This is a genomic window from Chelativorans xinjiangensis (assembly GCF_009812055.1).
Lineage (GTDB): Bacteria > Pseudomonadota > Alphaproteobacteria > Rhizobiales > Rhizobiaceae > Chelativorans > Chelativorans xinjiangense.
Genome location: NZ_WQNH01000030.1, coordinates 48,021 through 59,457, shown reverse-complemented (window position 1 = coordinate 59,457; position 11,437 = coordinate 48,021). Strand labels below are relative to the sequence as shown.

Genomic DNA, 11,437 nt, shown 5'->3' with positions numbered 1-11,437 from the left:
TCCCTTATTCGCCCGTTCGGCGGAAAAAGTCATAAGACAAGCAATTCCAGGAAAAGTGGAAACCGGCTTTCCGTCCGGAATTGCGACAAGACAAAGAGTTAGATCAGTTCATCGATTCCATGAAACGATGAGCTGGTCTAGGCCCGAAACCGCACCGGCGGCAGCCCCTGGATGCCGACGTCCACCGCCAGCAAGCGCCCCGCCAGCGGCTGCGTTCGCGGCGCGTCCTCGCCCAGCCCTTCGCTGATCGTCGTGATGAAGATCGTGGTCAGATCCGCCCCGCCGAAGGCAAGCTTCGAGGGCCGCTGCACGGGGAGGCGGACGATCAGGTCGAGTTCGCCCGAGGGCGTGTAGCGCAGAAGCTGCCAGCCCGCGGCGGCGGCGACCCAGTAGCAGCCGGCGGCATCCACCGCCGCCCCGTCCGGCCGGCCGAGTTCCTCGTCGAGCTGCACGAAAGGCCGCTTCTCGCCCACCTCGCCGCCAGGATCATAGCGTGCGCACCACACCTGCCGCCGTGTGCGATAGGTGTCGGCCCAGTAGACCGTGCCGCCATCCGGGCTGAAGGCGATACCATTGGGGACATAGAGGCCGGTGTCGAGCGTTTCCGCAGCTCCGCGCCCGGCGATGCGGTAGAGCGTGCCGACAGGCTCAAAGCTGATCTCCGGCAGGTGCATGGTGCCGACCAGTAGCCGCCCCTGGCGGTCGCAGCCGGCATCGTTGGTGCGTGTGGCCGGATTGTCCGTTTCGAGCGGCAGGAAATCCTCCCGCGCGCCGGTTGCCGGGTCGAGGCGCAGGATGCCGTTCTCCTGGCCGACCAGCCATGTGCCGTCGTCGGCCGGCTGCACGAAACCCGTCTGCTCGGGAAACGCCCATTCGTCCGTGCGCCCGCTGCCGATATCGGTGCGCAGCACCTTGCGGCCGAGGATATCCACCCACAAGAGCGTCTCGTCCTCCGCCGACCAGCAAGCGCTTTCGCCGAGCACGGCCTTCGCCTCGCCGACGCACTCCACGTCCGGGTTGAGTACTTTCGTCATCCGTCGCCTACCTCAGATTGGAGGGTAATGCGCCTGGCGGCGCAAAGGTGACGGTATTGAAGACCCGCCGACCGCCGTCAAGCGGCATCGAGGCGCGAGGCGCGCAGCATGCCTTTTTCCTCCAGCACCGGATAGGCGCTCGAGGTCAGCAGCGAATTGATCTGCTTCAGGTCGCGGATCGTGTCGAGATGCAGTGCGCTGGTCTCGATGCTGTCGCTCTGCCGCTGGCGCAGCCGCTCGAAATGGTGCTCGCTCGTCTCCTTTTCGCGCTCGCGCAGCCGGTCCTTCTCCAGCACCAGCTGGCGCGCCGTCTGCTTGTCGCGCGACACCAGCACGTTGAAGGCCAGCCGCGCGTTCGCCAGCACGGCAGCGTGGAAGGCCGAGACCTCGCGCCAGCCCTCGGGCGTGAACGCCAGCCCCCGGTCGTGCTTCTTGCGCACATGGACGAGCATGTTGCGCACGATGATGTCGCCGGCCTGTTCGAGCTTTATGGAAGCGCCGAGCAGTTCCTGCACACGTCGGGCCTCCTTGTCGCTCAAAGTGGTCGAGGCCATCTCCGCCAGATACAGCTTGATGGCCGCGTGGCGCCGGTCGATCTTGTCGTCGAGTGCGGCCAGCGCCTCTGCGCCCTCGGGGCTGTAGTTCTCGTAAAGGTCGATGATCCGCACCAGCATCACCTCCACCGTCTCGCACAGGCGCACCACTGCGCGCGTCGCGTTGGCGAGCGCCTCGGCCGGCCTTTGCAGCGCATCCGGGTCGAGGGTGCTGACCTCGGTCTCGAAGGGCACTTCGTCGCTGCCATGCGTCGGAGCGCCGCTTCGCAGGAGGATCGCTTCGGCGGCGCGGCGGACGAGCGGCGCCAGCGGAAGGCCGAGTACGACCACCATCAGGTTGAAGGCGATGTGCGCATGGATCGCCTGCGAGGCCGGGCCGCCGCCAAGGAGGGCGGGCGAGGGCGCGAGCATGACGAAGGCAACAACGGCGGTAAGGGCGAACAGGCCGCGCAGCATCAGATTGCCCACCGGCACGGCACGCGCTGCCGCCGGCATCGTCTTCGAAAGCGCCATGGCGATCAGCCCCGCCCCGAGATTGGCCCCGAGCACCAGAACGATCGCCAGTTCGGCGGGCATGACGCCCCGCGCGGCAAGCGCCGCTATCAGCAGCACCGCGGCAACGCTGGAATGGAAGAGCCAGGTCACGATGGCCGCGATCAGGAAGGCTATTCCGGGGTCCTGGGCGAGATAGCCGGTGATGACCGGCAGGATCGTGCTTTCGCGCAGTGGCTCCGACGCCTCGCCGATCATCTGCAGGGACAGGAGGAGGAGCCCCAGCCCTACGAGGATGCGCCCGAACTGGCGCCATGTCCGCCGCTCGGTGGCGAGAAAGATGGTGGTGCCCGCGAACAGGCACACCGGGATCAGCAGACCGAGATCGAAGCTCAGGATCCGCACGACGAAAGCCGAGCCGAGATCGGCGCCGAGCACGGCGGAAAGGCCCGCCGTTCCGCCGACGATACCGGAGCCGACAAACGAGCCGACGAGAAGGCTCACGGCGGTCGAGCTTTGCAGGGCGACGGCCATGCTCGTGCCGGCCATGACGGCGATCAGCGGGTTCTTCAGCGCGCGCCGCAGCTTTTGCCGCAGAATGTCGCCATAGGCGCGGGTAACCCCGGTTCGCACCATCCGTGTTGCCCACAGGAGCAGCGCCACCGCGCCGGCAAGATGCGCGATCACCAGCGTTCCGCTCATCGCGCCTTCCCTTTTCTCATGGCGTGCATATCCGGCTCCTTGCAGCGCGAGGCGGCGGCTCGTGCATTCAGTGAATGCGGTCGGCGATCAATGTGTTCCGGCGATAGCGCCGCTACCCCCGCCGCCGGGGGCATCCCGCATCGCGCCGCGGATGGCGAGGCGGTCTGTCACGGCCGCCGGCATCATCCAGTTCGGCTCCTGGCCGACGATGCGATCGAGGAACGGAATGGCCATGGCCGGCATGTCGGCGACATTCTCCTTGAACGACCACCAGAAGCGGATTTCGTCGACGCATGCCGCAAGAGGCTTTGCCTTCCCGAACTCCTGCTCGTAAATGGTCATGATGCCGGAGATGCAGAAGCTCGTGTAGAGAAAGCCCTCAGGCCAGAAATGCGCGATCTCGGCCGTCTCGGCAAGGTCCTCGGGCACCTCCTTGCGCCCGCTGCCGGCGATATGCCGGGCAGGGTGCTCGCGCAGAAGCTCGCAGAGGACCGCGCCGGCACCGAAGACGATGACGTCGGGGCGGGCAATCCCGGCATACGGCCGCGCGCGCTCCAGCGCTTCCAGCCAGTTGAAGAAGGCGCGCGCCAGCTTCACGTCGTCGATCTCGTAGCGGATGCCGAAGGCGGAACGCACCTGCTCGGCGTTCTTGCGGAAGGCGACGCGGAACCACCGCCATTGCCGCAGCCGATGGCGCAAATCCGGAAGTGATGCCAACGCGTCGTGAAACATGATGCCCATTATGCCCTCCTTGCATCGACGGCGCCAGCGCAGGCACTCTCTTCAGATGCAATTCTCGCTCTTTTTATACATATTGACAACTTAGAAAACAGATGTTCTTGTATCACATGGAGGAATGGCGCCTGCGCGGCGTGCAGCCTGGGGAGGTTTCAATGGCAATCTGGCAATGGGCGATCCTCGCCCTGGCGGCGGTATGGGCCCTGCAGTCCTTCGGTGTGTGGCTGCAGATGCGCCACTACACCGACGTGATGAAGGGCATCTCCAACAAGTATTCCGAAGGCTATGTCGGCGCCGGCAACGCCAAAGGCCGGCTCGGCAAGGGCGTCATCGTTCTCGTCGTCGTGGACGAGGCGCTGCGGGTCGAGCGGTTCCTTGAGATGAGCGGCCGGTCGGTGTTCGCGAAATTCGCGCGGGTACCGGAATATGAGGGGCTCCGTCTCGACGCGCTGCGCGACGCCTCGGGTCCGCTCGGCAAGGCCGACGCCGGCCTCGCCGTGGCGACGGCACGCGCCATCGAGCAGATAGACAAGGCACGGGGAGCGGGCAAGGAGGCCACGCCGGCCGCGTTCAAAACAGCGGAAAATGGGGCTTAGCAAGCGTCGCGGCGGGTGTACCGCGAAAAAAGGGAGGTGACATGACCATTCTATCTATTCTGTCGCAACATGCCGACATGGCCACGGCAGGCCTGTCGCATGCGAGCGGCCTGGTATCGGAAGCCGTCATGCACGGCAAACAGGCCGTCGATCATGGCGGCAGCGACCTGATCGTTCTCGCCCAGGCGGAGGGCGGCATTTCGGTCGAAGAATTCCGCGAGCGGCTGCAGGAAGTCGAGCAGGAGGAGCAGGTCGGCTGGCTGTCCGCCGCCGGGCGCTACTTCATCGGCATCTTCCAGAAAGGCGGCGAGGTCTTCGCCGGCTTCGTGACCGGCATCATCCCCACCCTGGTGGTGCTGATGACCGCCTTCTACGCGCTCACCGAGCTGATCGGCGAGAAGCGCGTTCACGGCGCCGCCCAATGGGCCGGCCGCATTGCACTGACGCGCTACACCGTTCTGCCGGTGATTGCCGTCTTCTTCCTCACCAACCCGATGGCCTACACCTTCGGCACGTTCCTGGAGGAGAAGCACAAGCCGGCCTTCTACGATGCGGCCGTCTCCTACGTGCATCCGCCGCTCGGCCTCTTCCCGCATGTCAATCCGGGAGAATATTTCGTCTGGGGCGGCATCCTGGTCGCGTTGCTTGAGCTTGAGCGCAACGGCGCCGTGCCGACCGGCTATCACATCAACGTCGCTATCTGGTACGCCATCGTCGGCCTCCTCGTCATCCTGCTCAAGGGCATCCTGACCGAGCGCATTACGATGATCATGGCGCGCCGTCAGGGCGTCGAGCTCTAAGGGGCGGGGAGGGGAAAATGGTGAAGATCAAGGAATTCACGGCCGTAAAGGTCTCCAAGGGTGCCGGTGGCTGGGGCGGACCTCTGGTCATCAAGCCGACCATCGAGCGCAGCAAGATCGTCTCGATCACCGGCGGCAAGATCCACCCCGTCGCCCACCGCCTCGCCGAGCTGACGGGCGCCGACGTGGTCGACGGCTTCCGCACGCCGCCGGTGGAAGGCGAGATCGCGGTGGTGGTGGTCGACTGCGGGGGCACGGCGCGCTGTGGCGTCTATCCGCGCAAGCGCATTCCCACCGTCAACGTGATGCCGGTCGGCCAGGCCGGCCCGCTCGCCCAGTTCATCACCGAGGACATCTACGTCTCCGGCGTCACGCCGGGCGACATGGCGCCGGCGGATGCGGGCGAAGCCTCGGTCACGGCGGGTGCCACGGGCGGTACGACGGCCAAGTCCGCGGCCGACTTCTCCACCCCTTCGGCCGCGCCGAAGGTTACTGATGAGGAAAGCGGCGGCATCATCGGGCTCATCAGCTCGATCGGCCGCGTGATGGGGCGCGTCGTCGGCATCTTCTTCAATGCCGGCCGCAGGACCATCGACCAGGTGGTGCGCAACGTCCTGCCCTTCATGGCCTTCGTTACCATGCTGATCGGCCTCATCCTCTATACGGGCATCGGCGATCTTCTCGCCCAGCCCATGGGGCCGCTCGCCAACAACATCGTCGGCCTCTTGATCATCTCGGCCATCTGCGGCCTGCCGTTCCTGTCGCCGGTGCTGGGGCCGGGGGCGGTGATCGCCCAGGTGATCGGCGTTGCCATCATCGGTCCGCAGATCGCCAATGGCACCATCGCCCCGGCCATGGCACTGCCGGCGCTGTTCGCCTACAACACTCAGGTCGGCTGCGACTTCGTGCCGGTTGGCCTGGCGCTCGGCGAGGCCAAGCCGAAGACGATCGAGATCGGCGTGCCGGCTGTGCTGGTCAGCCGCCAGTTCATGGGCCCGGTCTCGGTGCTCATCGCCTGGGTGGCAAGCCTGTTCGTTCTGTAAGTGTAGGGAAGAAGAGGTCCTTCATGACAATCCATTACAAGACCCGATTGACGAGCATCGGGCCCGAAGTGGCGGACCTCGCCCAGGGCGGCGTCCTCATCCTGTTTGCCGATGGCGCGCCGCCCGAGCTTGCCGAAGTCTCGGTTCTGCATGCAGTGGAGGGGCCGGCCGGCCCCCCGCCGGCCGTCGGCTCGACCATCCGCATCGGCGATCTCGCTGCCACCGTGACGGCGGTCGGCGAGACGGCCTGGGCCAAGGTGACCGACATGGGCCATGTGGTCTTCAGCTTCAACGGCGCTTCCAAGGCTGAGCGTCCGGGCGAGATCTGCGTCGGCACGATCGCCGGCGCGGACCTCGCCGCGCGGCTCAAGTCGGGCACCGACATCGTCATAGAGAGCGCCGGCTGAAGCCGGCCAGCCGCCTGTAGGGAACGGACCATGGAGCGCTCGGCAATCGTCAGAGTGAAGGAAGGGCTGCACGCCCGCCCCGCGGCGCGCTTCGTGAAGCTCGCCAGGGCCTTCCAATCGGATGTCGAGATCGCCAAGGGCGGCAAGACCGTCAGCGCCAAGAGCTCCGTCAAGCTGATGCTCCTGACGGTCAAGGAAGGCGACGAGGTGACGCTCAAGGTCCGTGGGCCCGACGAGACCGAGGCCATGGGCATGCTCATGGCCTATCTCGAAAACCCGCAAGCCGGGCTGGGCGAGGAGCCTGAGCAACAACCGCCGTCCACAGCCGCGGCGGACGAAGCACCGCACCGGCCGGGCGGACACAAAGGCGCCGCCGCCAGCGCAGGCGCCGCGCTCGGTGCCGTATTCCCCTATTTCCCGCCGACGCTCGAACCCGTTGACGCGGACATTCTGCCCGCCGAGCGGGAGGCCGAGAAGGCGCGGCTGCGGACGGCGATCGCCGCTGTCACCGGCCGCATGGAATCCATGATTGCGGCTGCCGCCCCCGGATCGGCCGATGCCGAGATCGTCAAGGCGCTGATCGAACTCGCCGGCGACGAGGACCTCATCGCCCGCGCCGAGGAAACCATCGGCCGCGGGCTCGACGCCGTCTCGGCCATGCTCGCGGCGGGCGAGGCCCTTGCGGTGGAGTTCGAACGTCTGGACGATCCCTATATGAAGGCCCGCGCCGAGGACCTTCATGCGGTGACGCGCCAGATCTGCCTGGCGCTGACGGAGAAGGAGGATGTGGATCTTTCCGGAGTGCCGGAAGGGGCGATCCTGGTGGCCGAGGACATCGGCGCCTTCGAGCTGGCGCGCGCGCCGCTCAACCGCATCGCCGGCATTCTGTGCGGGCAGGGCGGCGCCACCTCCCATGTCGCCATCATCGCCCGCAACCACGGCATTCCCGCCGTCCTGGGGCTCGGCTCCGCCATCGAGGCCTTCCGCACCGCGCGGCGGGCCGCCCTCGATGGCGGCCGTGGCCTCGCCTTTGCCGACCCCGACCAAACGCTCGAACGCGATTTCGCCGCCCGCATCGCCCGCCAGGAGGAGGAGAGGCAGGCGCTTACCGCCTATGTCGACCATAAGCCGGTTCTGGCCGATGGCCGTGCGATCACCATCGCCGCCAATCTCGGCTCGCTCTCCGAGATCGACAACGCGCGCGCCGTCGGCGCCATGGGCGTGGGGCTCTTCCGCACCGAGCTCATGTTCATGGCTCACCCGATGCTCCCCTCCGAGGAGGAGCAGTACCAGACCTACGCAGCGCTCGCCGCCGCCTTCGCGCCGCAAGACGTCATCGTGCGCACGCTCGACATCGGCGGCGACAAGCCCGTGGCCGGCATCGATTTCCCTGAAGAGGAGAACCCGTTCCTCGGCTGGCGCGGCATCCGCATGTGCCTCGATCGCCCGGCGGTCTTCAAGCCGCAGCTACGCGCGCTGCTCAGAGCCAACCACGAGGGCAACCTCAAGGTGATGCTGCCCATGGTGTCGACCCTCGACGAGCTGCGCCGCACGCGCACCCTCATCGAAGAATGCGAAGCCGAACTCGAGCGAGAGGGCAAGGCCTTCCGCCGCTTTGCCCTCGGCGTGATGATCGAGACGCCGGCCGCGGTGCTGATCGCGCCGGAGCTTGCGGCCGAATCCGCCTTTTTCTCCATCGGCACGAACGACCTCACCCAGTACATCATGGCCGCCGACCGGCTCAACATGTCGGTGGCCGCGCTCGGAGACGTATCGAGCCCGGCGGTGATGCGGGCAATCGAGTTAACCGCCAAGGCGGGCGTCGAGGCGGGCATCATGGTGGGCATCTGCGGCGAGGCGGCGGCGGATACGACGCTCATCCCGCGGTTTCTGGAGATGGGGATCGGCGAGCTCAGCATGAGCCCCGCCGCCGTGCTGGCGGCCAAGAAAGCGGTCGCGGAGTACACCGCAAGGGCTGAGGTGTAGCGTATGGGTTCTGAGTCCCTTGATCGTACCCCTCCCCACCGCTCCTCTCAAGAGTGAGGGGGGGCCGAAGCCGAACAAAGATCCATATGCGACAGCGCTACAGGCCTATCGCGGCTCGGGCAGCTTGCGCGGGCGGGTGGGTTGCTCGGCGGCTTCGGTAGGCTGTTCGGTGAAGCCCTCGATGTCGGAGACCTCCTCCACGTCGCGTTCGATCTCCAGCGGGCTCATGACGTAGGCCGTCGTCAGCTCGGCCACCGAGCGCAGGGCGTGGATGTGAATGCGCTCGTAGCCGTGCGAGGCGTCTATGCCGAAGGCGATAAGAGCGGTGCGCACGTCGTGCCCGGCCTCCAGCGCGGAAGCGGAGTCGGAGCGATAGTAGCGGAAGATGTCCTTCTGGAAGCGGATATCCTCCTCTCGGCACAGGTCGACCATCTTCTTCGTCAGGTGATAGTCGAAGGGACCGGACTGGTCGGCCATGGCGATGGTGACGCCGAATTCGGACGAGTTCTGCCCCGGCGCCGTGGTGCCGTTGTCGATGGTGACCATGGAGGCGATCTCCGGCGTGACGATGGCCGCCGCGCCCACGCCCACCTCCTCGGAGATGGTGAAGAGCCAGTGGGTGTCGACCGGTGTGCGCGCGTCATGGCGCCGCATCGCCTCGAGCGAGGCGAGCGCGATGGCCACGCCCGCCTTGTCGTCGAGATGGCGCGAGACGATGAAGCCGTTCTCCAGGAACTCCGGCTGCGGGTCGATGGCGACATAGTCGCCGACATCGATGCCGAGCGATGCGGTGTCGTCGCGGCTCCAGGCCAGCGCATCGACGCGCAGCTCAATATGCTCCCAACCGATGGGCAGGTTGTCGACACCCTCGTTGAAGGTGTGGCCGGAGGCCATCAGGGGCAGGATTGAGCCACGGAAGCTGCCTTTCTCCGTGTAGATGGTGGCCCGCGCGCCCTCCGCGAAGCGGGCCGACCAGTGGCCGATAGGCACCAGCTCCAGGCGCCCCGTCTCCTTGATGAGCTTGACCTGGGCGCCCAGCGTGTCGACATGGGTGATGATGGCCCGCGCGCCGCGCCGACGGGCGCCGCGCCAGATGGCGCGGATGCCGCCGCGCCGCGTCAGCTCCGGCTCCAGGCCGAGCCGCTCCAGCTCCTCCGTGACGTGACGGACGATTGTGTCGGTGTATCCGGTGGGGCTGTCGATCGCCAGAAGGGATTTCAGTTGCGCAGTGAGGTAGTCGACGTCGATCTTCAGACGCGTCACGGATCACTCCTTGGAGCCGAGCGCCTGCTTCGCTGACTTGAGGCCCGTACGCGGAAACAGAAGATCGACGAAGCGTTCGGCGGTGGGTTGCGGTTCGTGATTGGCCAAGCCAGGCCGCTCATTCGCTTCGATAAAAACATATTCGGGCAGGTTTGGCGACCGCACCATGAAGTCGATCCCCACGACCGGGATCTCGATGGCGCGCGCGGCCGTGCAGGCCGCGTTCACCAACACGGGATGGACGTGCTCCGTCACATCGTGGATGGAGCCGCCGGTGTGCAGGTTGGCCGTCTTGCGCACCACCACCTCCTCGCCTTCCGACGGCACCGAATCGAGTGCGTAGCCGGCACCGGCGAGGCAGCGCCGCGTTTCGCCATCGACCGGAATCGTGCTCTCGCCGCCGGTGGCGGCGGCACGGCGCCGCGACTGGTGGGCGATCAGCTTCTCGATCGTGCTGCGCCCGTCCCCCACAACGCAGGGCGGACGGCGCACGGCGGCAGCGACCAGCCGATAGTCGATGACGACGAGACGCAGGTCCTCGCCGTCGAAGCAGGATTCCACGAGCACGCTATCGCTGACCTCACCCGCCGCCGCGATGGCCTCCTCCACCTCCTCCAGGGTCTCCAGCCCGACGGCCACGCCGCGGCCCTGTTCGCCGCGCGCCGGCTTGACCACCAAGCGCCCGTGTTTCTTCAGAAAATCCGCGATGGCTTTGCTGCCGCTTGCGGCATCGAGCTGCTCCGGCACGATCAGGCCCGCCCCTTCCACCGTGCGCCGCGTGACCGCCTTGTCGTCGCAGATCGACATGGCGACAGCGGAGGTGAGCTCCGAAAGGCTTTCGCGGCAGTGGATGGAGCGGCCGCCGAAGGACAAGCGGAAGAAGCCGCCGTCGGGATCCGTTATCTCGACGGCGACACCGCGGCGCTGCGCCTCGTCGACGATGATGCGGGCATAGGGATTGAGCTGGTCGTAAGCGGCCGGGGGATGGGTGAACAGCTTCTCGTTGATCGGGTTCTTGCGCTTTACGGCGAAGATGGGAACGCGATGGAAGCCGAGCTTTTCGTAGAGCGCGATGGCCTGCTCGTTGTCGTGCATGACCGACAGGTCCATGAAGCTGGCGCCCCGCGCCTGAAAGTGCTCGGCCAGGCGGCGCACCAGCATCTCGCCGACGCCCGGATGGCGGCTTTGCGGGTCGACGGCCAGGCACCACAGCGACGAACCGTTCTCCGGGTCCTGGAAGACACGGCGATGGTCGACGCCCGTCACCGTGCCGACGATGTCGCCGGTCAACTCGTCCTCGGCGACGAGGTAGGTGATGGCGCGGCTGTCGCGCTTGCTCCAGAAGAAGTCCGGCCTGACCGTCACCATGCCGCGGCTCTGGTAGATGGCGTTGACGGCATCGGCGTCTGCCTCGGAGGACAGCCTGCGGATGAAGAAGCCGCGCGGCTGGCGCTGGCTTGGCCGGTAGGTGGCCAGGTTCAGCCGGTAGGTGTGGGACGGGTCGAGGAAGAGCTCCTGCGGCGCGAGCGCCAGGAGCACGTGCGGATCGCGGATATAAAAGGCGATGTCGCGGCGGGCCGGGCCTTCCTCATGCAAGGCCTCGACGATCGCGGCGTTGGTGCTGAAGGTCTGGGCGAAGAGCAGCCTGCCCCAGCCGAGTTCGAGCGCGACCGATTTTGCCTGCTTGTCCTCCTCGCCCTCGCCATGGCCGGTCGCCGGCTTCATGGTCTCGCTGCGCAGCCGCTTCAGGCGATGGCCGAGCGCCTTGTCGGTGCGTCCCCGGTGGGCGCGCCCAGCCTGCTCGTCATGCTTTGCCATCGGA

The 11,437-nt window shown here is 66.7% G+C and carries 10 protein-coding genes; 5 read left to right on the top strand and 5 right to left on the bottom strand.

Annotated elements, in window-relative coordinates; genetic code table 11:
- Positions 1 to 137 precede the first annotated feature (137 nt).
- The 3 genes from GM910_RS17540 to GM910_RS17530 form a co-directional block, all read right to left on the bottom strand.
- Positions 138 to 1,034 (bottom strand): SMP-30/gluconolactonase/LRE family protein, encoded by an 897-nt coding sequence (locus GM910_RS17540; RefSeq protein WP_159589551.1) that lies wholly within the window; start codon positions 1,032 to 1,034, stop codon positions 138 to 140.
- Positions 1,035 to 1,111: 77 nt separating this feature from the next.
- Entirely contained in the window at positions 1,112 to 2,782 is a 1,671-nt protein-coding gene (locus GM910_RS17535) for a Na/Pi cotransporter family protein (RefSeq protein WP_159589549.1), read from the bottom strand.
- Between the two features lie 87 nt (positions 2,783 to 2,869).
- Positions 2,870 to 3,523 carry a hypothetical protein gene (locus GM910_RS17530; RefSeq protein WP_159589547.1) on the bottom strand — a complete coding sequence of 218 codons (654 nt, stop codon included), beginning with the start codon at positions 3,521 to 3,523 and terminating at the stop codon, positions 2,870 to 2,872.
- Positions 3,524 to 3,675: 152 nt separating this feature from the next.
- Here GM910_RS17530 and GM910_RS17525 point away from each other — a divergent pair, with 152 nt between their 5' ends.
- From GM910_RS17525 to ptsP, 5 genes are read left to right on the top strand one after another with little or no spacing between them, the layout of a single operon-like run.
- Complete coding sequence (locus tag GM910_RS17525; protein ID WP_159589545.1) at positions 3,676 to 4,116, top strand: transcriptional regulator GutM; 441 nt, start codon at positions 3,676 to 3,678, stop codon at positions 4,114 to 4,116.
- Positions 4,117 to 4,157: 41 nt separating this feature from the next.
- Positions 4,158 to 4,916, top strand: coding sequence for a PTS glucitol/sorbitol transporter subunit IIC (gene srlA / locus GM910_RS17520; protein WP_159589544.1), 759 nt, complete (start codon positions 4,158 to 4,160; stop codon positions 4,914 to 4,916).
- A gap of 17 nt (positions 4,917 to 4,933) precedes the next feature.
- Positions 4,934 to 5,959, top strand: coding sequence for a PTS glucitol/sorbitol transporter subunit IIB (srlE, locus tag GM910_RS17515; RefSeq protein ID WP_159589542.1), 1,026 nt, complete (start codon positions 4,934 to 4,936; stop codon positions 5,957 to 5,959).
- Positions 5,960 to 5,982: 23 nt separating this feature from the next.
- Complete coding sequence (locus GM910_RS17510) at positions 5,983 to 6,366, top strand: PTS glucitol/sorbitol transporter subunit IIA (protein ID WP_159589540.1); 384 nt, start codon at positions 5,983 to 5,985, stop codon at positions 6,364 to 6,366.
- A gap of 30 nt (positions 6,367 to 6,396) precedes the next feature.
- On the top strand, positions 6,397 to 8,352 hold the full coding sequence (gene ptsP, locus GM910_RS17505) for a phosphoenolpyruvate--protein phosphotransferase (protein WP_159589538.1): 1,956 nt from the start codon (positions 6,397 to 6,399) through the stop codon (positions 8,350 to 8,352).
- Positions 8,353 to 8,457: 105 nt separating this feature from the next.
- Here ptsP and GM910_RS17500 read toward each other — a convergent pair whose 3' ends face one another.
- Positions 8,458 to 9,615, bottom strand: coding sequence for an osmoprotectant NAGGN system M42 family peptidase (locus tag GM910_RS17500; RefSeq protein WP_159589536.1), 1,158 nt, complete (start codon positions 9,613 to 9,615; stop codon positions 8,458 to 8,460).
- Between the two features lie 3 nt (positions 9,616 to 9,618).
- Positions 9,619 to 11,433 (bottom strand): N-acetylglutaminylglutamine synthetase, encoded by a 1,815-nt coding sequence (ngg, locus tag GM910_RS17495; protein WP_159589534.1) that lies wholly within the window; start codon positions 11,431 to 11,433, stop codon positions 9,619 to 9,621.
- Between the last annotated feature and the right edge of the window lie 4 nt (positions 11,434 to 11,437).

What these genes read in the sequence shown, in the direction of transcription:
- GM910_RS17540 (WP_159589551.1), bottom strand. Translation starts at nt 1,034, where the DNA reads ATGACGAAAGTACTCAACCCGGACGTGGAGTGCGTCGGCGAGGCGAAG.
- GM910_RS17525 (WP_159589545.1), top strand. Translation starts at nt 3,676, where the DNA reads ATGGCAATCTGGCAATGGGCGATCCTCGCCCTGGCGGCGGTATGGGCC.
- srlE (WP_159589542.1), top strand. Translation starts at nt 4,934, where the DNA reads ATGGTGAAGATCAAGGAATTCACGGCCGTAAAGGTCTCCAAGGGTGCC.
- ptsP (WP_159589538.1), top strand. Translation starts at nt 6,397, where the DNA reads ATGGAGCGCTCGGCAATCGTCAGAGTGAAGGAAGGGCTGCACGCCCGC.
- srlA (WP_159589544.1), top strand. Translation starts at nt 4,158, where the DNA reads ATGACCATTCTATCTATTCTGTCGCAACATGCCGACATGGCCACGGCA.
- GM910_RS17510 (WP_159589540.1), top strand. Translation starts at nt 5,983, where the DNA reads ATGACAATCCATTACAAGACCCGATTGACGAGCATCGGGCCCGAAGTG.
- GM910_RS17535 (WP_159589549.1), bottom strand. Translation starts at nt 2,782, where the DNA reads ATGAGCGGAACGCTGGTGATCGCGCATCTTGCCGGCGCGGTGGCGCTG.
- GM910_RS17530 (WP_159589547.1), bottom strand. Translation starts at nt 3,523, where the DNA reads ATGGGCATCATGTTTCACGACGCGTTGGCATCACTTCCGGATTTGCGC.
- ngg (WP_159589534.1), bottom strand. Translation starts at nt 11,433, where the DNA reads ATGGCAAAGCATGACGAGCAGGCTGGGCGCGCCCACCGGGGACGCACC.